The sequence below is a fragment of the Brevundimonas sp. SORGH_AS_0993 genome, assembly GCF_030818545.1.
In the GTDB taxonomy this organism is placed as follows: Bacteria; Pseudomonadota; Alphaproteobacteria; order Caulobacterales; family Caulobacteraceae; genus Brevundimonas.
In genome coordinates this window covers 2,857,223-2,877,253 of the sequence record NZ_JAUTAH010000001.1, presented here as the reverse complement: position 1 = coordinate 2,877,253, position 20,031 = coordinate 2,857,223, and the positions used below count along the sequence as shown (strand labels likewise).

Sequence of the window (20,031 nt, the reverse complement as noted above, 5' to 3'; positions counted from 1 at the left end):
TCCCCGGCTTAGGGCAGGACCTCGACCGCCGCCACATAGTTGGCGCTGGAGCCCAGGGTTTCGCCCTGTCCTTCGGTGCGCACAGCGGCGTTCAGCCAGTACATGCCGGCTGCCGGCCAGGTGACGGTGAAGGCGCCCTGGGCGTCGGTCTTGACCGTCATTTCCTCGGGGTTGTCGCGATAGCGGATGCCCCCGCGCGCAACGGTGACGTCCAGGTTCGCGGCGGGCTGACCGTTGTTCAGCAGCTTGAACGTGGCCGCCTCGCCCGCGACCAGATCGTTCGGATGGGTGGTCGGGACCAGTTCCAGCCCCTCGCCCGTCGGCTTGAACACCGTGTCGGTCGGGTTGTTCAGGGTAACGAAGGTCTCGATGCGGTTGGCCGTGCGGGTCGCCTGAACATCCGTCGCGCCCTGCGGCAGACCCGAGGGGTATTCCGCCGCCGTGCCGCGCCAGCGCTTCTGCTCGCCGTTCAGCTTGTAGCTGGCCATGACGCCGCTCATGACATTGGCGATCTTGTAGGTGCCGTTCTGCGTCAGATGGGCGTCGAAGGTCGTGCGATACTGACCCTGCATCAAATGCTCGGGCTGGACAGTCGAGCCGTCGGGCGCGGTGATGGTCAGGCCGGTCATCCGCATGGCCGCGTGGTCCGGGTTGAAGACCTGGTTCGACATGCCGGCGTCGAACCCGACCCAGGCGTCGTTGCCCGACAGGGTGGTGGCGGTGGGCGCCAGCCAGGCGCGGTGGGCCTGCGCCGCCATGGGCGCAGCCAGGGCCGCCGCCAGGGTCAGGAGGGCGATGGTCTTCTTCATGGGTCGTGATCCTCTTAGCGAGTGACGGAGACGCGCACGGCGCCCAGTTCGGTGGAGCCGGCGCCGGCGCCGGCGTTGGCCGCGCCCCAGCGGAAGGGCACGCGCACGACCTCGCGGCCGCCCAGTTCGCGGGCCGCCTCGACGACAAGGTTGTACTGTCCCGGCTGCAGGCCGGCCAAGCGCGCGCCCGGCACGGTGATGGTCTGGCGGCCCGGCGCGCGCGTGGCGCCCGACACGCCGTCGGCCGGCAGGCTCATGGCCCGGCCGCCCTTGCGCCACCAGGTGCGCAAATCCTTCAGCCAGTCCTTGCCGTCGCCTTCGTTGTTGCGGGTCTGTTGGTACCAGACGGCCAAGGTCCGCTCGGCAGACTGATCGGGCTTTTCGATCCAAACAGCAACATAGGGGCGGTGATAGGAGGCGGTGTTCAGGCGCGGAATCTCGACCGACACCGTCAGGTCTGCGGCCATGGCGGGCGCGGCGGCGGCGGCGAGACCGACTGTGGTGATGACGACGGGGAGCAGGCGCATCGGAAAACTCGTCAGTGAATGAAGATCAGGGCGATGACGACGGGGATCAGCAGGCCCAGCGCCGCCAGCGGCCAGGTCGAGGGGCGACCCTTGGCATGCAGGAACATCAGGCCCAGCCCCGTCAGGGCGAAGATGGTGCAGGCGACGGCGAAGACGTCGATGAACCAGAACCAGACCGAGCCGGCGTTGCGGCCCTTGTGCAGGTCGTTGAGGTAGGCGATCCAGCCACGGGTGGTCTTTTCGTGGACGACGTTCCCGCTGGCGCGGTCGATCGTCACCCAGCCGTCGCCGCCTGGCGTGGGCAGGCCGACATAGATTTCGTCAGGCGTCGTCTCGGTCGCCTTTCCGGCCATCTGAACCTTCAGCGCCTGGGCGCCCCAGCGTGCGACGGCCTCGGGCACCGGCTGGGTGGTTTCCTCCGGAAACGCCTTCAACCGCTCGACCAGCGGCGCCGGCAGGATGGCCGTCTGTTCGACCGTCACCGGCTTTCCCGGAATGGAGGCCGCATGGTTCAGGGTGATGCCGGTCACGGCGAACAGGATCATGCCGACCAAGCTGACCGCCGCCGAAATCCAGTGCCAGCTGTGCAACTGCTTCAGCCAGAAAGACCGCGCGCCGTTCAGCTTCGCCTTGGGCTTGCGGGCGGGCGACGTCAGTTCGGCGCCGGTGGAAGGCGTCGCCGGATCGGGCTGTCGTTGTGCGGCGAGGTCGGTCACGGAGGTGGCTGTGCCACTATTGCGAACGGTTTTCAATAGCGTGGATATCGCGCCCTAGTAAGTCAGACGCAGACCCAGGCTGACCCGGCGCGGCGGCCCATAGCCGGCGACGTCGTCGGCCGTGCGCGCCGCCTGGACCTCGGCGTCGAACAGGTTGTCGGCCGCCGCCCACAGGACAGCGCGATCGTTCAGGGTCCATTCGGCCCGCGCATCGGCCGTCAGAGCGGCGTCCAGCACGCGACTGTTCAAATCGTCGTCGAACCGGGCGGACTCATAACGGGCCGCCACGGCCAGGGTCAGACGTTCGGTCGTGCGCCAATCCAAGCCCGCCGTCGCGGTCCATCGCGGCGCCTGGGCCGGACGCAGCCCCGTCAGTTGCGGCGCCGCGTTCCCCCCGTCGATCTCCGCCTCGGTCCAGGCCACAGCGCCGGTCAGGGACAGCGCCGAGGTCAGATGCGCCGAGCCGTTCACCTCGACACCCAAGGCCGAGATCACGCCCGCATTCTGGCGCTGGCGGATCACGCCCGACACGCCTTCGCTAAGGGTCACATTGACGATGGCGTCGTCGATGCGGTTCCAGAAGACGGTCGCGCCCCAGGCCGCCCTCTCCCGCGCGGCCCCCAGGCCGACCTCGACGCCGGACAAGCGCTCGGGCTTCAGATCGGCATTGGCGGTGGTCTGGTCGTTGCCGACGCGGAAAGGGCGATACAGTTCGTTCAGGGTCGCGGGACGGAAGCTCGAATAGGCGGCGGCGCGCGCCGACATCGTCTCGCCTAGCCGTCGCCGGGCGGCGAGACGGCCGCTGAACACCTGGCCCGACCGGTCTTCGAAGGTCACGTCGGCGGTGGGCGCGCCGCCGGCGAGCAGCCGCTCCACCCGGAATCCATCTGCATTCGCCCAGCGATCCAGCCGGGCGCCGCCGGCCACCAGCCAGTCCCCAGCCGTCCACGACCCGTCGACATAGGCCCCCGCGACCGAAGTCTCTCCGCCCGCGCGGCGTTCGCGGGTGAAGGCGCCGCCGACATAGGAATAGCGTTCGCGTGTCTCGCCGCGATTGAGGCGCGCATCGGCGCCTACCTCCCATTCCAGACGCCCGCCGCGCCAGTCGGCGCTCTGGCGGCGCAGCGCCAGATTCACGCCCGAGCCGGTTGCGGGCGTCTTGAACTGATCGTTGGCCGGTGTGGTGGTCGATCGATCCGCCGCGACCGAGACCGAACCGTTGGCCAGGTCGCTGTCGATCCGCCAGGCCTGAAGCCGCCAGCCATAACCGTCATCCTGAGGCGTGCGGGCGGCCGTGGCGCTGAGACTATGACCGCTGGCGTTGGCGCGAGCGCCGGCCAGGCCCGCGCCGCGATCCTCCTCCCAGACGGCGGCCCGCACAGACAGGCGCGCGCCTTCCATCCTGCCCAGCGGCGCATCGACGCGCAGCGCGGCGGCCCGGCTGTCCAGATCCAGGGGCGTATCGGCCGCCCCGGCGGCAGGGCCGCGCACGGGGATATAGCCGTCGCTGACCTCGTGCAGGGCCGAGACCGTGACGCCGACCGATCCCAACCGGGTCGAGGCCGCCCCCGCCAACCGCGCGCCGCCGTCCTGAGCCGCCGAACCGTCCAGCACGCCGCCCCGGTCCCGCTCGGTCAGGGCGACGGCTCCCGTCAGGGCGCCGGCGCCATAGGGGCCCGCCCCCGCCCCGCGCACGATGTCGACGCGCGCCAGGCTTTCCGGCGCCGCCTGTGACCAGATCACCCAGCCGCCGAACGGATCGTTCAAGGGCACGCCGTCCAGAGTGATCAGCGCTCGCCCGGCCCCCGATGGCGCGATGGCCCTGAGCGACAACCCTTGCGTCGTCGGATTGGCCGCCAGGCTGGAGGTGCGCCGAAACAGGGAGACCGCCGGCACGGTGCGCAACGCCTCATCCAGCCGCATGGAGCGTTCCAGCACCTGCGGATCGAGTCGCACCACGGAAAAGGCGGCGTCGGCCGCCGTCGGCGGCAGCCGCGCGGCCGTCACCACGATCTCGGGCAGGGCCTGGGGCGGGTTCGGGGGCGGAAAGTCTTGCGGCATCGGGGTTCAAGCGCCTCTGCACGGCGAAGGTTCAAGGTGCGGGGCGATAAGTCCGCGCCGCGTCCCTTTCGTCACACCTCGGTCCAGCGGCGCAGCAGGTTGTGATAGACGCCGGTCAGTTCGATCACGGCTGGATCCTTCGGTCCCTTCTCCGTGGCGACGCGCTGGGTGGCCACGTCCAGTCGGAACAGGGTCTCGCGGTCGGCGTCGTCTCGCACCAGGCTCTGCATCCACATGAAGGATGAGATGCGCGCGCCGCGCGTCACCGGCGTGACGCGATGCAGGCTCTTGGACGGATAGAGGACCATATCTCCGGCCGGCAGCTTGATGGCCTGTGCGCCGTACATCTCCTCGATGATCAGTTCGCCGCCGTCGTAGTCTTCGGGCTCTGAGAGGAACAGGGTGGCGGACAGGTCGCTGCGGATGCGCAGGCCGCCCCCGTCGCGCGACTGGCGGATAGCGTTGTCGACATGCAGGCCGAACTCGCCCCCGCCTTCGTAACGGTTGAACAGGGGCGGAAAGATCGTGTGCGGCAGGGCGGCGGCGACGAACATCGGATTGGCGTTCAGGGCCTGAACGATCAGGGCCGAAACCTCGCGGGCGACGGCGCTGTCCTCGGGCAGTTGCCGGTTGCGTTTGGCCGTCGCGGACTGATGACCCGAGGTCATGTTGCCGTCGGCCCAAGGGCCGGCGTCCAGCCGTTCGCGCAAGGCCCTCACTTCCGCCTTGGAGAAGACTTCCGGAATCTGCAGCAGCACGGCGGTCTCGCTGAAAAAGAAAGGCGACCCCGCCCGGAAGGACGGAGCCGCCAGTTATAGGCCGGGGATAGAGGCCTTTAGAAGCGCAGGTTCAGCGTCAGGGTGGCGGCGCGGCCTGGGGCGGGATCGGCGTGGTGAACGCCATTGGTCCGCATGATGTAGCGTTCGTCGCCAGCGTTCTTGACGTTGAGGCGCAATGACGCGGTATCGGTCAGATCATAGGCGGCATAGGCGTCCACGCGGGTGTACTCCGGTGCGTAGATGCGGTTTGTCCCGCCGCCGGCCCCGCCTTGGTTGCCCCCGTTCGAACGGGAGACATAATAGACGCCCCCGCCCAGGGTCAGACGCGGCAGGACGCGATAGGTTGTGAACAGGCTGGCCGAGTTCTTCGGCGTATTGGCGAGCGATTCACCGACATTCACACTGTTCGAGGCGCCGCGCACCAGTTCGGAGTCCATGTGGGTGTAGCCGCCGAACACCTGCCATGCAGGCGTGATATTGCCCGAAACGCTGAGTTCGACGCCCTTGACCTCGACCTCCCCGACCTGTGCATAGGTGGCGGGCGGGCCGGCATCGACCAGCAGTTGCGCGTTCTTGCGGGTCAGACGATAGGCGGACAGGCCGACAGAGAGACGCTCGTTGAACAGGTTGGCCTTGGCCCCGACCTCATAGGTCTCGGTGTCCTCAGGCTCCAGGATATCGTTCGCCAGGTTTCCGGATCCCTGGCCCGTACCGGCGGTGTTCTGGTCGCCGCCCGCGATTAGGGGCGGCGTCGAGGCCGTGGCGTAGGAAACGTACAGGCTCGAATAATCCGTGGGCTTGAAAACCAGACCGGCCTGATAGTTGACGAAATCCCATTCGCGCTTGGGCAGAGCGACGACACCCGGCGTTCCCGTGGGCGTGGCGGGGATCAGGGGGTTGATGGTCCAGACGCCATTGGTCTGGGTGGAGTTGATGCTCACGCCCTGCGTTTGATAGCTGTCCCAACGGACACCCAGGTTAAGCAGGAACCGGTCGGTAAGAGAGATGCTGTCGAAGGCGTAAAGACCGACGGTTTCGGTGATCGAACGGCTGGGCGCGCTGCGGTTGATCACGCCGGTCCAGGGGTCGGCGGGGTTCGGATCGAAGACCGGCGTGCAGTCGAATCCCGTCAAGGGCGCAGGGCAAGCCGACCCGGATGTCGAGAAGGTCGAATAGCTGGCGTTGCGATTGACTTCGCGCGTCAGTTCCAGACCCAGATCGTAGCTGTGCTTGATCCCTCCGGTCGAAATTTTGCCGAACACATCGGTGACGTTGGCCAGCGTTTGCGCGGGGTTCCAACGGGTCTTTGTGCCGCGCTTCATCCACCAGACCCCGCCGATCTGCTGGGCCGATCCGCCGTCGCCGGGATTGGTGACGATATAGTCGTTCAGCGTCGTCGAAAAGCGACTGACGTTGCGGACCGTCAGGGCCTCGCTGAACCGATGCGTCCAATCGAAGGTGAAGGAATCCACCGTATTGTTCAGGTAGTCACGCGCCTTCAGACCGTAGAAGGCGTCGCGGCTGACGTTCAGCACGCCAGACGCATCGGGCCGGGGCGCCGTGGCGCCGCCCAGCTTGGTGTAGAGCGGTATGCCGTAGTCGGGCATCTGATTGCTGTCGAGGTGGTAGTAGCTGGCCACGATGGTGCTGTCAGTGCCCAAGCCGACGGCGAAAGAGGCGGCGACGCCCCATTTGTCATAGTCCACGGCGTTGCGACCCGCGACGTCGCCAGAGGCTCCCATCAGATTGATGCGGAGCGCCGCCGTCTCGCCCAGAGGCATGTTGGCGTCGATCGTTCCGCGCAGGTAATCATCCGTTCCGATACCCGCCGAAACGCTGGTGAACGGCGTCAGCTTGGGCGACTTGGAGGCCAGATTGATGCTGCCGCCGCCTGAACCGCGTCCCGAATAGACCGAGTCGGCGCCCTTGATGACCTCGACCTGCTCCAGGTTGAAGACCTCGCGCTGCTGACCGCCCGTGTCGCGGATGCCGTCCACGAAGATGTTGTTGCCCGACGACTGGCCCCGGATGAACGGCCGATCGGCCAAGGGCTGGCCGCCCTCGCCCGCACCGAAGGTGATTCCAGGCGAGTTACGCAGGATGTCCTGCAATGAATCGGCGCCCGTCTGCTCGATGATGGCCTGCGGGATCACCGTGACCGATCGCGGCGTATCGACAAGCGGCGCGACATATTCCGGCGAATGGGGCGCGGGCTTCCTGACCTGACCATTGACGTCGATGGTGCCGAGGTTGGCGGGCTGTTGCTGATCCGCCGTGGCGATCACGCCGTCATCGGCGGTCACGTCGGCGGCGAAGGCGGGCGCCGCGACCAGCATGCCGGCGGCGCTGGAGGCGAACAGGAGCGCACGAAGGGACGAGGCGCGAGAGTCGGACATTTGTTTGGCGACCTTTTGGTCTGATTTTGCGATGCGCTCGCAATAACCAGCTTCAATATGTCGCACAAGAAGAATTGATAATAAATCGCAGTCCTAGCTGGAAACCACCGTCAGCGGCCTCGGCTGGCTCTCCTCCTCGTCCAACCAGGTGGGGTCGGGCATGGCGCGGTGCGCCGCCGCCAGGGCCTCGGACCATCGCCGGCCCAAGTCGCGGAAATAGGGGTCGTCCGCCTCGATCCGCCGCACCGTCCCGCTCATCCGGTCTCGCGGCATGACGATCAGGTCCAGAGGCGGACCGACCGCTATGTTCGAGCGGATGGTGGAATCGAACGAGATCAGGCCCAACTTCACCGCCTCGGACAGGGGCGTCGAACTGTGCAGGGCGCGGTCCAGGATCGGTTTGCCGTACTTCAGCTCCCCGATCTGCAGATAGGGCGTGTCCGGGCCGCACTCGATGAAGTTGCCCTGACCATAGATCAGATACAGCCCCATCTTGCCGCCCGCGATCTGGCCGCCCAGCAGCATGGAGGCGTTGACGTTCAGGGCGTCGGCGCTGGGGGAGGCCGGCGTGTTTATCGTGGCCCGCACCGTCGCCATGGCATGGCCCAGAATCTGCGCCGCCCGAAACAGCGTAGGCGCCGTCTGCAGGGTCTCCGGCGTGGTCGAATCCGGCAATTTGACGCCCGCCGCCGTCATCGCCAAGGCGGTCTGGGTGACGGACAGATTGCCCGCCGTCGCCACGGCCAGAATGCGTTCGCCCGGCGACTTGTAGATGTGCAGCTTTCGATAGGACGAGATGTTGTCCACGCCCGCATTGGTGCGCGTGTCGGCGATCATCGCCAACCCCTCGTCCACCAACATGCCTACGCAATAGGTCACTTCGTTCTATCCGCTCCCCGCGACACGAACCGTCCAACGCTAACAGATTCGCGTGTCATGCCTATGCGGACCAGCCCCGCGACTGCAGTTGCTGCTGCGTCTGTTGCACGGGCCGCACATGAAGCGCGACGGTCAGGCTCTCCTGCCCGCCGCCGTAGCTGGTTCCCCGGATCGGGGTGGCGCCCAGAGCGTCCAGGCCCACGGCGACGCGGACATAGTGTTCGGTCGGACAGATGCCGTTGGCGGGATCGAACCCGACCCAGCCCAGTCCCTCGATCCAGGCTTCGGCCCAGGCATGGGCAGCCTCCTGGTCGTGCTGACCGTCCTGGCGGCTGAGATGGCCCGAAACATAGCGCGCCGGCACCCCCAGAAGACGGGCCGAAGCGATAAAGATCTGGGCATGATCCTGACAGACGCCCCGCCGCTGGGCGAAGGAGTCGGCGGCGGTGTGGGCCGCCGAGGTGGCCCCGACCTCGAAGGCGACCTCGGCCTTCAGGGCGCCCATCAAGGCGTGCATCCGATTGAGCGACGTGCTTTCGCGGATCGACCGGGCGAAATGGGCGATGTCCGCGTCGGCTTTGGTCAGGGGTGTCTCGCGCAGAAAGACCAAGGGCGACAGCCGCTCTGATCCGCCGCGAACCACCCCGCCGGCGTCCATGGTCGAAACCTCGCCCGTCACCCGAATGGTCAGGGCGTCCGTCGGTCGTTCGGTATAGAGGCTGTGGACGATGTTGCCGAAGGCGTCCTCGCTGCGACGCAGGCGGGCGTCCACATCCGTTTCGATGCGCCAGTCGCGCACTTGCTGGCTCTCGCTGGACTTGGGCGTCAGACGCAGGGTCTGGATGATGAACCGCGCCGGTCGGGCGTAGGTGTAGCGGGTGGAGTGGTCGATCCTTATCCGCATGGTCAGACCAGATACTGCTCGTGGATCGCACCCGCCAGCGTATTGTTTTCGCTTAGGAATACCTGGATGTATTCGTGCAGGCCGGACTGGAAGATGTCCTCGATCTTGGCCTCGTTGAACTGGCTCAGGCGGTTGGAGGCCAGACGCTGGGCCGGGCCGCGCCGCCCCATAGTCGGCGGCCAGCTTCTCAAGATAGCTGACGATCATCCCCTGACAGGACGCCAGAGAGCGCGGCATCTGCCGGTTCAGGACCAGAAGGTCGGCGACCAACCAGGGCCGCACCGATTCCCGATAGACCCAGCGATAGGCGGTCAGGGCCGAGACCTCGCGCAACAGGGTGGTCCACTGGAAATAGTCCAACTGCCCGCCCACCCGTTCGCCGGGCGGCAGCAACAGATGGTATTTCACGTCCAGCAGGCGGGCGGTGTTGTCGGCCCGCTCGATCGCCATGCCCAGGCGCAAGAACCAGTAGGCGTCGTTCCTGAGCATCGTTCTCGACGAGGCGCCCTCCACCGCCAGGGAGGTGGACTTCACGAAATCCAGAAAGCCGGTGAAGTCGTCCCGGCGCGTGGGTTCGCCCAACTCGTTCAGGCCGTTCCAGGCGCCGTTGATCGCCTCCCACAGCTCGATGGTCAGGGCGGTGCGGACCGAACGCGCATTGGTGCGCGCCTTAGTGATACAGGCCTTAATGGAGGTCGAATTGTCGGCCCCGAAAGCCAGATACTCCCGTACCGACTTCTCAGAGATCGTTCGACCCGAAGCATCGAAGGCCGTCTTCACGCCGGAAGAAGCGATGGCGCCGGCCCAGGCCGTGACGGCGGCCTGATCCTTTGCCGGCAAGGCGGCAAGACGGATCGCCGCCTCCAGAATGCGAGCAAGAAAGTCCGCCCGCTCCATATAGCGGCCGGTCCAGTAAAGGCTGTCTGCAGTGCGAGAGAGCATCAGTTGTCCAGCACCCAAGTGTCCTTGGTTCCGCCGCCCTGGCTGGAGTTGACGACCAGAGACCCCTCCTTCAGCGCCACCCGCGTCAGACCGCCGGGCGCGACCCGCACCCCCGCCGGACTGGACAGGACGAAGGGCCGCAGATCGACGTGGCGCGGCGACAGGCTTGCGCCCGCCAGGGTCGGCGCGGTCGACAGGCTCAACGTCGGCTGGGCGATGAAGTCGTCGGGGTCAGCGACCAGCTTGGCGCGGAAAGCCTCAATCTCGGCCTTGGTCGAGGTCGGCCCCACCAGCATGCCGTAGCCGCCCGATCCGCCCACCTCCTTGACCACCAGTTCCGGCAGCCTGTCCAGAACCTCCTTCAGGGCGTCGGGCTCCCGACAGCGCCAGGTCGGCACGTTCCGAAGGATCGCATCTTCTCCGGTGAAGAAGCGGATGATCTCGGGCATGTAGGTATAGACGGCTTTGTCGTCGGCCACCCCCGTTCCAACCGCATTGGCCAGGGTCACGCGGCCCGCGAAATAGGCCGACATCAGCCCCGGAACCCCGACCGCCGAGTCAGGCATGAAGGTCAGGGGGTCGATGAAGTCGTCGTCGATGCGGCGATAGATGACATCGACCTGCTTTGGCCCCTCTGTCGTGCGCATATAGACGGTGTCGTCATTGACGAAGAGGTCCCCCCCCTCGACCAGTTCGACCCCCAGCTTGTCGGCCAGAAAGCTGTGCTCGTAATAGGCCGAGTTGAACGGCCCTGGCGTCAGGACCACGATCGTCGGGTCCGCCCCTGCCCCGGCCGGCGCCGAGGACTGAAGCGAACGCAGCAGCATGTCGGTGTAAATCTCGACCGGCCGCACGGCGTGTTCCGCGAACAGATCGGGGAACAGCCGCATCATCATCTCGCGGTTCTCCAGCATGTAGGAGACGCCAGAGGGCGTGCGGACGTTGTCCTCCAGCACATAGAAGCCGTCCTCGCCCGTGCGGACCAGATCGACGCCCGAGATGTGGCACCAGACATCGCCCGGCGGCCGGCGGCCTTGCATCTCGGGTCGATAGTGAGGGTTGGTCAGGATCAGGTCGGCGGGGACGATGCCCGCCTTGATGCATTCCTGCGGACCGTAGATGTCCTTCAGGAAGGCGTTGATGGCGGTGACGCGCTGCTTCAGCCCCTTTTCCAGCCCGCTCCATTCGTCCGCCCCGATGATGCGGGGCACGACGTCGAAGGGTATCAGCCGTTCGTTTGATTCCTCGTCGCCATAGACGGCGAAGGTGACGCCCATGCGGCGGAAAAACAGCTCCGCTTGGCGCGAGCGCGCCTGCAGAAGGTCGGCCGGCGCGTTTTCCAGCCAAGCCGCCAGGGTCTTGTAGCTGTCGCGGATCGCCTCCGATCCGCCGCCGGTCATTTCGTCGAACGCTATCGTCATTCGCCCCCGCCGAGAAGAAACCACAGAGTGAGGGCCTCGGAACGGAAAGCGCAACAGTTTTATTGCACTGCGGCGACGATGGGCGCGCGCCCCTCTCCTTCGTCGGAAGGGCGAGGGAGACGACCTGCCTCAGGCCGCCACCGCCTTCATCGACATCGCCGTATCGGCCAGCTTGTCCACGTCCACCGGCGTCGCCTTGGCGATCAGCTGTTTGCCGGCCATGAACTCGGGCGGGGCGTTGACGGCCTCGACGCAGACGATGCGGTCGCCGTTCAGATGGAACACCGCAAAGCCTGACGCCGTCGGATCGCCCCGCACCACCTGCCGGTCGGCGTCGAACGGCAGGCCCGCGATCTGAAGCTTGACGTCATACTGGTCCGACCAGAACCAGGGCACTTCCGGCGTCGGCCCGGCCCGCCCGACGATGGCGGCCGCCGCCTGCTTCGCCTGCTCCAGCGCATTGGGCACGCTCTCCAGCCGGTGATGCACCCCGCCGTGAACTGGGATCGGGCGGCGCGTCATGTCGCCGATGGCGAAGATCGCCGGATCGCTGGTCCGCGCCTGATCGTCCACCACCACCCCGTCGTCGCAGCGCAGACCCGCCGACCGCGCCAGGCCGTCGCAGGCCAGGGCGCCCACGCCGACCAGCACCGCATCAGCCTGAACCTCCGTTCCGTCCGTCAGGGTCACGCCGTCGGGGGCCACGGCGACCACCTCGGCCCCGGTCAGGATTTCGACCCCGTGCGCCCGGTGCTGAGACGTGAAAAAGGTCGACAGCGTTTCCGACGCCACCCGCGCCAGCACGCGGGGCGCCCGTTCGATCACCACCGCCTCGGCGCCCAGGGCCCGGGCCGAGGCCGCCGCCTCCAATCCGACATAGCCGCCGCCGACCACCGCCAGCCGCTTGCCCGGCCCCAGCACCGCCTTCAGCCGTTCGGCGTCCTTCAGCGTGCGCAACTCCAGCAGATCGGGATGATCCCCGCCCGGAACCGGCAGTTTCCGCGCCGTCGATCCCGTCGCCAGCACCAGAACGTCATAGGTCTCGGACGATCCGTCATGAAAGGCGACCGTCTTCGCGGCGGGGTCCACCGCCACGGCGACCGTCGAGGGCCGGAAGTCGATGGTCTGCTCGGCGTAGAAGCTTAGCGGCCGCAGCAGAAGCGCCTCGAGATCCGCCTCGCCCTTCAGCCAGGCCTTGGACAGGGGCGGCCGCTGATATGGCGGCGCATCCTCCTCGCCCGCCAACACGATGGGGCCTTCATGGCCGTACTGTCGAAGAAAGGCCGCGACGGAGCCGCCGGCATGTCCAGCGCCGATGATGAGAACCTTGATCATGGGACGCATTTAGAGTGGCGAGTGGCGAGTGGCGAGTGGCGAGCAAGCGACGGATGCCCAGATTTTCTCGCCACTCGCCACTCGCCACTCACCACTAGACACCCCTTGACCGTTCCAACGTTACAGCATAGTGGAACGCGCATGACGATCCCGCCCGCCCGCGACGCCCTCCACGACGCCCTGCTGTCCATGCAGACGCGCGCGGAGATCGACGCCTTTTTGGCTGACCTCTGCACCCCGGCGGAACTGCGCGCCTTCGCCGAGCGCTGGCAGGTGGCGCGCCTGCTCGACGCCGGCGGCAAATCCTATCGCGAGATCGCGGCCGAGGCCCATGCCAGCCCCACCACCGTCGTCCGCGTCGCCCGTTATCTGAAAGACATGCCGCACCAGGGCTATCGCCTCGCCCTGGATCGCCTGAAGAAAAAGAACTGAGTATCCGAACATGAGCACCGTCCAGGGCCGGCTTCGCATCGCCGTCCAGAAATCCGGCCGTCTGGCCGACCGAAGCCTCGACCTGATCCGGGACGCGGGCCTGAAATGGGTCAAGGGTCACAACGACCTGCTGTACCGGGTCGAGAACTATCCGATCGACCTGTTGCGCGTCCGCGACGACGACATCCCCACCTTCGTGGCGGACGGCGTCTGCGATCTGGGCATCGTCGGCGAGAACGTGCTGGAAGAGGGCCGCAACGGCGGACCGAACGCCTCCATCGTCATGCCGCTGGGCTTCGGCCGCTGCACGCTGAAGATCGCCACGCCGCCGACCCTGGCCTATGACGGACCGGCGTCGCTGGAGGGCCTGCGGATCGCCACGTCTTATCCGAAAATCCTGCGCCGCTTCCTGGACGAGCGCGGGGTCAAGGCCGACATCGTCGTCATGCGCGGCGCCGTCGAGGTCGCGCCCCGGTTGAAGCTGGCCGCCGCCATCTGTGATCTGGTCTCGACCGGCGCGACGCTGGAGGCCAATGGCCTGGGCGCCAAGGACACGGTGCTGGAAAGCCAGGCCGTCCTGATCCAGTCGCCCGTCGCGCCCGAGCCCGGCCTGCAACACCTGCTGGACAGCATCATCGAACGGATGTCGGGCGTGGTGTCCTCGCAGGGCGCCAAATACGTCATGCTGAACGCCCCGCGTTCGGCCCTCGACGAAATCACCGCCATCCTGCCCGGCGCCGGTTCGCCAACCGTCATGCCGCTGATGGGCCGCGATGACGCGGTCGCCGTCCACGCCGTCTGCCAGGAAGCCGTCTTTTGGGAGACGCTGGAGAAGCTGAAGGCAGCCGGCGCCTCGGCCATCCTGGTCCTGCCCATCGAGAAGATGATGTGATGGGCGACCTGTTCAAACGCATCGACTGGTCCTCCCTCGACGCTGCCGGAAAGAAGGCCGCGCTTGCTCGTCCGGCCCAGCGCACCGCCGGCGACGTGACAGACGTGGTTCGCACCATTCTGGACGACGTGCGCGCGCGTGGCGGCGCGGCCGTTACGGACTGGTGCGTCAAGCTGGACAAGGCCCCGCCGCGGCGCATCGCCATTACGCCGGAAACGGTGGCCGAGGCGCGCGCGGCCCTGCCCCCTGCCGACGTTCGCGCCCTGCGGATGGCGGCCGACAATGTGCGCGTCTTCCATCAGGCGACCCGGCCCGAGGACACCCCCTTTGTCGAGACCACGCCTGGCGTGCGCTCCAAACTGGCCTGGCGTCCCATCGCCTCGGCCGGCCTTTATATTCCGGGCGGCACCGCGCCGCTGTTTTCGTCGCTGCTGATGCTGGCCATACCCGCCGGCGTCGCGGGCGTGGGCCAGCGCGTCGCCGTGACGCCGCCGAACAAGGATGGCGGGATCCACCCCGCCATGATCCTGGCCGCCGCAGAGGCGGAGTTGGACGCCATCTGGTTGATGGGCGGGGCTCAGGCCATCGCCGCCCTGACCTTCGGCGTCGAATTGGAGGACGGGATCATCCCCGCCTGCGACAAGCTGTTCGGCCCCGGAAACGCCTATGTGGCCGAGGCCAAGAAGCAGGCGGCCGCCCTGCCCGGCGGTCCCGCCGTCGACATGCCCGCCGGCCCGTCCGAGCTGATGGTTATCGTGGACCGCGACGCCGCGCCCGAGATCGCCGCAGCCGACCTGCTCAGCCAGGCTGAGCACGATGCGGATGCGCAGGTTCTGCTGGTCTCCACCAGCCGGGCCACCATCGACTATATCCTGAGCGAGGTTGAGGTTCAGGTCGCGACCCTGCCGCGCGAAGCCATCGCCCGCGCCTCCCTGAACGAAGCCCGCGCCATCCTGGTGCGCGACCTCGACGCCGCCATAGAGGTCGCCAACCTCTATGGCCCCGAACACCTGGCGATCCAGATCGACGATCCAGAACCGCTGGTCGATTCGATCCAGGCCGCCGGGGCCGTCTTCGTCGGCCGGTTCGCCGCCGAGACCCTGGGCGACTATGCCGCCGGCCCCAGCCACGTCCTGCCGACCGATGGCGGCGCGCGGACGCTGGGAGGCGTCACCACCGCCAGCTTCATGACCACCATGTCGGTCCAGTTGGTCGATGCGGCCGGCGCCCGCCTGCTGGCGCCCATCGCCGCCCGCCTGGCGCGGATGGAGGGTCTCGAAGCCCACGCCCGCGCGGCCGATCTGAGGAGCGAGGGATGAGGGCGGGACCGGCGATAGTAGTGAGAAGTGCTAATGAGCGAAGAAGCGAGCGAGATCGCCCCGCCTTCGCTGTCCCAAAGCTCACCTCTTGCTCACTGGCGCTGCTCACCCCGACAAACCTCACCCCGGCCCTCCCGGACGGAGCCGACCGATGACCCTGCCCGCGCCCTATTCCCCGCTGGTCTCCGGCGGCGAAGGCTTGGACCGCTATCCCGGTGACGCCCCGGCGCTGGCCGCCCGCATGGCCGCCATCTACGCCACTCCGGCCGAGACGGTTCTGCCCGTGCGCGGCCTGACGCACGGGCTGGAGCTGGCCTGGCGCCTCGCCGCCCGCGACGGCGGTTCGGTCCAGGCGCCCAAGGCCGAACCCTATGACAGCCTGAGCGCCATCTATCCGGCCAAGGGCGAACCGGCCGTCGTGGTCATCCGCGCGCTCGGCTCGCCCGAGGCGGTCGCGGAAATGGCCGCGCGCGTCGCCCCCGCCCTCCTGATCGTGGACGAAGGGCTGATCGAGTTTTCCGACAGCGTCTCGGCCGCGACGGTCGTGGGCGACCAGCCGAATCTGGTCGTGCTGCGGAGCCTGTCGCTGGCCTATGGCCTCGCCGGCGCACGGGTCGGCGCCGCGATCGCCCAGCCTCAGACGCTGGCCCGGTTGGTCTCGGTGTTGGAACCCTACGCCCTGCCCGAGCCTCTGGTGCGGCTGGCGCAGCAGGCGCTCGATCCGTCACGGATGATCGAGACGGCCGAGCGAATCGCTTCGGTCCGGCGCGAGCGCGACCGGATCGCCCGCGAACTGGGTCGCCAGATGTCGGTCGAACCGGGCGTCGGCCCCATCATCATGGCCCGCCCCGAAGAGCCCGCCGCCGCCCTGGCCGGTCTGAAAGCCTATGGCGTCGAAGGCGACCTGTCCGGCGATCGGCTGCGGCTGCCCGTCTCGATCAGGCCGGAGGTCAACGACCGGATGCTGGCCGCCTTCGGCCTGACGCCTCCCAAGCGACGCGCGGCCCGCGTCGGCCAGGCCGTGCGCGATACGAAAGAGACCCGCATCGTCTGCGCGGTCGATCTGGACGCGCCCGGCCCGGTGAAGATCGAAACCGGCGTCGGCTTCTTCGATCACATGCTGGAGCAGATCGCGGCCCATGGCGGCTTCTCCCTGCGGCTTCAGTGCGAAGGCGACCTGCACACCGACCCGCACCACACCATCGAGGACAGCGCCATCGCCCTGGGACAGGCGCTGAAACAGGCTCTGGGCGAACGGAAGGGCATCGCCCGCTACGGCTTCGTCCTGCCGATGGACGAGGCGAATGCGGCCGTCTCCATCGATCTTTCCGGCCGGCCCTATCCGCTGTTCGATGGGACGTTCGAGACGCCCTATATCGGCGACTACCGCACGGATCTGACGGCCCACGTCTTCCGTTCGCTGGCCGAGGCCATGGGCGCCGCCGTCCACATCAAAGTTACCGGCCAGGACGACCACCACAAGACCGAGGCCGTCTACAAGGCCTTCGGCCGCGCCCTGCGCCAGGCCATCCGCATCGAGGGCGACGCCGTGCCTTCGACGAAGGGGGTGCTGTGATGGGCGTGGCTTTCGCCGTCGGAGGCGGTTCAGTGAAGAGTGCGAGTGAGCAAGAAGTGAGCGCAGAATCAGCGACGCACGCACGGTCTCGCTCACCTTTTCGCTCGCTAGCACGCCTCACCCCCCGCCAGCCCCAAATGACCGAGGTCGTCGTCATCGCCTACGGCGCCGGCAACGTCGCCTCGGTCCAGTTCGCGCTGGAGCGTCTGGGCGCGACCGTGCGCCTGACCGACGATCCGGCCGTGATCGCGGAGGCCGAACGGGTCATCCTGCCCGGTGTCGGCGCCGCCGGCTACGCCATGTCGCGGCTGTCCGAACTGGGGCTGGGCGAGCCGATCCGCGCCTTCCCGCGCCCGCTTCTTGGCGTCTGCCTGGGCCAGCAACTGCTGTTCGAAACCAGCCAGGAAGGTGAGGGCGTCGATCTGCTGGGCTTCATTCCCGGCGCCGTAGCCCGGCTGGAGCCGTCCGACCCCCTGCCCGTGCCGCACATGGGTTGGAGCCGCCTGGCCCGCGACCGCGACGATCCGCTTCTGGAGGGCGTGGCCGACGGCGCCTACGCCTATTTCGTCCACGGCTATGTCTGCCCCGACGGGCCCGCCACCCTGGCCCGCGCCGACTATGGCGGCGTCGTCCCGGCCGTGGTCCGGTCCGCCAACCGTTGGGGCTGCCAGTTCCACCCCGAGCGCTCGGCCGAGGCCGGGGCGACCATCCTCAAGAACTTTCTGAGCCTGCCATGCTGATTTACCCCGCCATCGACCTGAAGGACGGCGTCTGCGTGCGCCTGATGCACGGCGATTTCGACCAGGTCACGCGATACGACGACCAGCCGGCCGCCCGCCTCAGCGCCTTCGTGGCCGAGGGCGCCGAGTGGATTCACATTGTCGACCTGGACGGGGCGGAGGCGGGCGAGGCCATGCAACACGCCCTGATCAGCGAACTGACGCAGGCCATCGAGGTCAAGATTCAGTCCGGCGGCGGCGTCCGCAGCGCCAACGACGTGGCCAAGCTATTGGAGGCGGGCGTGTCTCGCGTCGTGATCGGCTCCCTGGCCGTGACCCAGCCGAACGATGTCTCCGCTTGGCTGAAAGGTTTTGGCCCTGAACGCATCACCCTGGCCCTGGACGTCAAGATCGAGAACGGCGTCCCCGTTCCGGCCCTGAAGGGCTGGACCCAGTCGTCGGGCATTACACTGTGGGAGGCGCTGGATCGCTATCCCAAGGGGACAGCCAAACACCTGCTGGTCACGGACGTGGGCCGCGACGGCGCCCTGACCGGCCCGAACCTGGACCTGCTGGCCGAGATCCGCCAGCGCCGCCCCGATCTGGTGCTTCAGGCTTCGGGGGGGGTGTCGTCCCTGGACGATCTTGCGGCGATCAAGGCCCTGGGCTGCCATGGCGCCATCGTCGGCCGGGCGCTCTACGAAAACCAATTCACCTTGCCGCAAGCCATAGCGGCGGCGGCATGACCGCCCGTTCTTCAGACAGGGGGGTGTTCCAATGACCGCCCGGCGGATAATCCCCTGCCTGGACGTCAAGGACGGCCGGGTGGTTAAGGGCGTGAAGTTCATCGGCCACACAGACATGGGCGACGCCGCCGATCTGGCGGCCCGTTACCGGGACGCGGGCGCCGACGAACTGGTCTTCTACGACATCGCCGCCAGCCCCGAGGGCCGGACCCTGGACTATGGCTGGATCCGGGACATCGCCCGCCTGCTGGACATCCCCTTCTGCGTCGCCGGCGGCATCCGCAGCGTGGAGCAGGCCGCGCGCTGCCTGGATCACGGGGCGGACAAGGTGTCGATCAACTCCCCCGCCCTGGAACGACCCGAACTGATCGCGGAGATGGCCGAACGGCTGGGCAGCCAGTGCGTCGTCGTCGGCGTCGACAGTCGGTTCGAAGACGGCGACTGGGTCGTCCACAAATACACCGGCGACCCTGAAGCCCGCCGCCGCGCCGGCAAACGCACCCTGGACTGGCTGGATCAGGCGCAAGGGCTGGGCGCCGGCGAGATCGTGCTGAACTGCATCGACCAGGACGGGGTGCGGCGCGGCTATGATCTGGAACAGCTGTCAGCGGCCCGCGCGCGCCTGACCATCCCCCTCATCGCCTCGGGCGGCGCCGGCGCGCCCGAGCATTTCCGCGACGTCTTCGACCAGGCCGACGTATCGGGGGCCCTGGCCGCCAGCGTCTTTCATACCGGCGCCATCGCCATTCCCGACCTGAAGCGATACCTGGCCGATCAGGGCCTGGAGATGAGACTGTGACGTTTTTCACCCGCTCGTCCCCCCGAAAGCCGGGAGCCGGCGCTTTGGGCGATAATCGTCGCGCTTCGTGCACAGAGCCCTATTCAAGACCCGTCACACCACAGAACTGGGTCTCCGCTTTCGCGGGGACGAACGGAAACAAATGATCGACCCCGCCACCATCGATTTCGCGAAAGGGAACGGCCTGGTCCCCGTCGTGGTCCAGGACGCAGCCACGCTTCAGGTTCTGACCTTGGCCTATATGGATCGCGCGGCCCTGGAGGAGACGATCCAGTCGGGCGAGGCCACCTTCTTCTCGCGCTCGCGCGGCGGGCGGTGGAGGAAGGGCGAGACCTCGGGCGACCGGCTGCATGTCGTCTCCATTACGCCCGACTGCGACGCCGACGCCCTGGTTCTGGCGGTCAATCCGGTCGGCGACGCCTGCCATCTGCATCGCACCAGCTGTTTCGGCGAGGCCGACGCGCCGGGTCTTGGCCGGATCGCCCGGCTGGAACGCACCATAGCCGAACGCGCTGCCGCCGATCCGTCCGAAAGCTGGACCGCCAGGCTGATCGCCCAGGGGCCCAAACGCATCGCCCAAAAGGTGGGCGAAGAAGGGGTGGAGACCGCGTTGGCCGGGGTCGCCGGCCCTGACGAGGAACTCGCCAGCGAGGCCGCGGATTTGATCTATCACCTGCTCGTCCTTCTCCATGCCCGTAACATGGTGTTTCAAGACGTGCTGGACGTGTTGGCCTCGCGCGCGGAAGCGGGCAAAGGCGGCGGCTAGACCGTAAAGGCGT

General features: G+C 67.6%; 18 protein-coding genes and 1 pseudogene. 8 read left to right on the top strand and 11 right to left on the bottom strand.

Annotated features, from left to right (window positions below):
• Window positions 1–8: 8 nt before the first annotated feature.
• From QE389_RS14115 to QE389_RS14065, 11 genes and pseudogenes are all read right to left on the bottom strand, one after another.
• A complete protein-coding gene (locus QE389_RS14115) occupies window positions 9–809 on the bottom strand; it encodes a DUF4198 domain-containing protein (protein ID WP_307368599.1) in 801 nt (266 codons plus the stop codon).
• A gap of 14 nt (window positions 810–823) precedes the next feature.
• A complete protein-coding gene (locus QE389_RS14110) occupies window positions 824–1,336 on the bottom strand; it encodes a DUF2271 domain-containing protein (RefSeq protein WP_307368596.1) in 513 nt (170 codons plus the stop codon).
• An 11-nt stretch (window positions 1,337–1,347) separates the two neighbouring features.
• Window positions 1,348–2,052 carry a PepSY-associated TM helix domain-containing protein gene (locus QE389_RS14105; protein WP_307368593.1) on the bottom strand — a complete coding sequence of 235 codons (705 nt, stop codon included), beginning with the start codon at window positions 2,050–2,052 and terminating at the stop codon, window positions 1,348–1,350.
• 54 nt (window positions 2,053–2,106) lie between these two features.
• Window positions 2,107–4,113, bottom strand: a complete 2,007-nt coding sequence (locus QE389_RS14100) for a TonB-dependent receptor (protein WP_307368590.1) — start codon at window positions 4,111–4,113, stop codon at window positions 2,107–2,109.
• Window positions 4,114–4,184: 71 nt separating this feature from the next.
• Window positions 4,185–4,871, bottom strand: coding sequence for a Fe2+-dependent dioxygenase (locus tag QE389_RS14095; protein WP_307368587.1), 687 nt, complete (start codon window positions 4,869–4,871; stop codon window positions 4,185–4,187).
• Between the two features lie 77 nt (window positions 4,872–4,948).
• Complete coding sequence (locus QE389_RS14090) at window positions 4,949–7,288, bottom strand: TonB-dependent siderophore receptor (RefSeq protein WP_307368585.1); 2,340 nt, start codon at window positions 7,286–7,288, stop codon at window positions 4,949–4,951.
• Window positions 7,289–7,381: 93 nt separating this feature from the next.
• Window positions 7,382–8,149 carry a peptidase gene (locus QE389_RS14085; RefSeq protein WP_307368583.1) on the bottom strand — a complete coding sequence of 256 codons (768 nt, stop codon included), beginning with the start codon at window positions 8,147–8,149 and terminating at the stop codon, window positions 7,382–7,384.
• Window positions 8,150–8,228: 79 nt separating this feature from the next.
• Window positions 8,229–9,071: a transglutaminase family protein gene (locus QE389_RS14080; RefSeq protein WP_307368580.1), complete on the bottom strand. Its 843-nt coding sequence runs from the start codon at window positions 9,069–9,071 to the stop codon at window positions 8,229–8,231.
• 2 nt (window positions 9,072–9,073) lie between these two features.
• Window positions 9,074–9,968 (bottom strand): annotated as a pseudogene (locus QE389_RS14075) (alpha-E domain-containing protein).
• A gap of 44 nt (window positions 9,969–10,012) precedes the next feature.
• Window positions 10,013–11,434: a circularly permuted type 2 ATP-grasp protein gene (locus tag QE389_RS14070; RefSeq protein WP_307368577.1), complete on the bottom strand. Its 1,422-nt coding sequence runs from the start codon at window positions 11,432–11,434 to the stop codon at window positions 10,013–10,015.
• 129 nt (window positions 11,435–11,563) lie between these two features.
• On the bottom strand, window positions 11,564–12,769 hold the full coding sequence (locus tag QE389_RS14065) for an NAD(P)/FAD-dependent oxidoreductase (protein ID WP_307368574.1): 1,206 nt from the start codon (window positions 12,767–12,769) through the stop codon (window positions 11,564–11,566).
• 141 nt (window positions 12,770–12,910) lie between these two features.
• On the opposite strand from QE389_RS14065, the gene QE389_RS14060 reads away from it, so the two are divergent.
• The 8 genes from QE389_RS14060 (at window position 12,911) to hisIE (ending at window position 20,018) form a co-directional block, all read left to right on the top strand.
• Window positions 12,911–13,201, top strand: a complete 291-nt coding sequence (locus QE389_RS14060; protein ID WP_307368572.1) for a YerC/YecD family TrpR-related protein — start codon at window positions 12,911–12,913, stop codon at window positions 13,199–13,201.
• A gap of 10 nt (window positions 13,202–13,211) precedes the next feature.
• Window positions 13,212–14,093, top strand: a complete 882-nt coding sequence (gene hisG, locus QE389_RS14055; RefSeq protein WP_307368569.1) for an ATP phosphoribosyltransferase — start codon at window positions 13,212–13,214, stop codon at window positions 14,091–14,093.
• A complete protein-coding gene (hisD, locus tag QE389_RS14050) occupies window positions 14,093–15,412 on the top strand; it encodes a histidinol dehydrogenase (RefSeq protein ID WP_307368567.1) in 1,320 nt (439 codons plus the stop codon). The genes hisG and hisD overlap by 1 nt, the downstream gene beginning before the upstream one ends.
• A gap of 151 nt (window positions 15,413–15,563) precedes the next feature.
• The gene (gene hisB / locus QE389_RS14045; protein WP_307368564.1) at window positions 15,564–16,988 is read left to right on the top strand and encodes an imidazoleglycerol-phosphate dehydratase HisB; all 1,425 of its coding nucleotides are present in this window, start codon (window positions 15,564–15,566) and stop codon (window positions 16,986–16,988) included.
• Between the two features lie 137 nt (window positions 16,989–17,125).
• Window positions 17,126–17,728, top strand: coding sequence for an imidazole glycerol phosphate synthase subunit HisH (hisH, locus tag QE389_RS14040; protein ID WP_307368561.1), 603 nt, complete (start codon window positions 17,126–17,128; stop codon window positions 17,726–17,728).
• Window positions 17,722–18,453, top strand: a complete 732-nt coding sequence (hisA, locus tag QE389_RS14035) for a 1-(5-phosphoribosyl)-5-[(5-phosphoribosylamino)methylideneamino]imidazole-4-carboxamide isomerase (protein WP_307368558.1) — start codon at window positions 17,722–17,724, stop codon at window positions 18,451–18,453. Before hisH ends, hisA begins: the two co-directional genes overlap by 7 nt.
• A 31-nt stretch (window positions 18,454–18,484) precedes the next feature.
• Window positions 18,485–19,252 carry an imidazole glycerol phosphate synthase subunit HisF gene (hisF, locus tag QE389_RS14030; RefSeq protein ID WP_307368555.1) on the top strand — a complete coding sequence of 256 codons (768 nt, stop codon included), beginning with the start codon at window positions 18,485–18,487 and terminating at the stop codon, window positions 19,250–19,252.
• Window positions 19,253–19,394: 142 nt separating this feature from the next.
• Window positions 19,395–20,018: a bifunctional phosphoribosyl-AMP cyclohydrolase/phosphoribosyl-ATP diphosphatase HisIE gene (hisIE, locus tag QE389_RS14025; RefSeq protein ID WP_307368552.1), complete on the top strand. Its 624-nt coding sequence runs from the start codon at window positions 19,395–19,397 to the stop codon at window positions 20,016–20,018.
• Window positions 20,019–20,031: the final 13 nt, after the last annotated feature.

Excerpts from the sequence above, each read along its gene's own strand:
- QE389_RS14080 (WP_307368580.1), bottom strand. The coding sequence starts at position 9,071 with ATGCGGATAAGGATCGACCACTCCACCCGCTACACCTACGCCCGACCG.
- QE389_RS14115 (WP_307368599.1), bottom strand. The coding sequence starts at position 809 with ATGAAGAAGACCATCGCCCTCCTGACCCTGGCGGCGGCCCTGGCTGCG.
- QE389_RS14100 (WP_307368590.1), bottom strand. The coding sequence starts at position 4,113 with ATGCCGCAAGACTTTCCGCCCCCGAACCCGCCCCAGGCCCTGCCCGAG.
- QE389_RS14070 (WP_307368577.1), bottom strand. The coding sequence starts at position 11,434 with ATGACGATAGCGTTCGACGAAATGACCGGCGGCGGATCGGAGGCGATC.
- QE389_RS14090 (WP_307368585.1), bottom strand. The coding sequence starts at position 7,288 with ATGTCCGACTCTCGCGCCTCGTCCCTTCGTGCGCTCCTGTTCGCCTCC.
- QE389_RS14065 (WP_307368574.1), bottom strand. The coding sequence starts at position 12,769 with ATGATCAAGGTTCTCATCATCGGCGCTGGACATGCCGGCGGCTCCGTC.
- hisIE (WP_307368552.1), top strand. The coding sequence starts at position 19,395 with ATGATCGACCCCGCCACCATCGATTTCGCGAAAGGGAACGGCCTGGTC.
- hisH (WP_307368561.1), top strand. The coding sequence starts at position 17,126 with ATGACCGAGGTCGTCGTCATCGCCTACGGCGCCGGCAACGTCGCCTCG.
- hisF (WP_307368555.1), top strand. The coding sequence starts at position 18,485 with ATGACCGCCCGGCGGATAATCCCCTGCCTGGACGTCAAGGACGGCCGG.
- QE389_RS14060 (WP_307368572.1), top strand. The coding sequence starts at position 12,911 with ATGACGATCCCGCCCGCCCGCGACGCCCTCCACGACGCCCTGCTGTCC.
- QE389_RS14085 (WP_307368583.1), bottom strand. The coding sequence starts at position 8,149 with ATGTTGGTGGACGAGGGGTTGGCGATGATCGCCGACACGCGCACCAAT.
- hisA (WP_307368558.1), top strand. The coding sequence starts at position 17,722 with ATGCTGATTTACCCCGCCATCGACCTGAAGGACGGCGTCTGCGTGCGC.
- QE389_RS14110 (WP_307368596.1), bottom strand. The coding sequence starts at position 1,336 with ATGCGCCTGCTCCCCGTCGTCATCACCACAGTCGGTCTCGCCGCCGCC.
- hisB (WP_307368564.1), top strand. The coding sequence starts at position 15,564 with ATGACCCTGCCCGCGCCCTATTCCCCGCTGGTCTCCGGCGGCGAAGGC.
- hisG (WP_307368569.1), top strand. The coding sequence starts at position 13,212 with ATGAGCACCGTCCAGGGCCGGCTTCGCATCGCCGTCCAGAAATCCGGC.
- hisD (WP_307368567.1), top strand. The coding sequence starts at position 14,093 with ATGGGCGACCTGTTCAAACGCATCGACTGGTCCTCCCTCGACGCTGCC.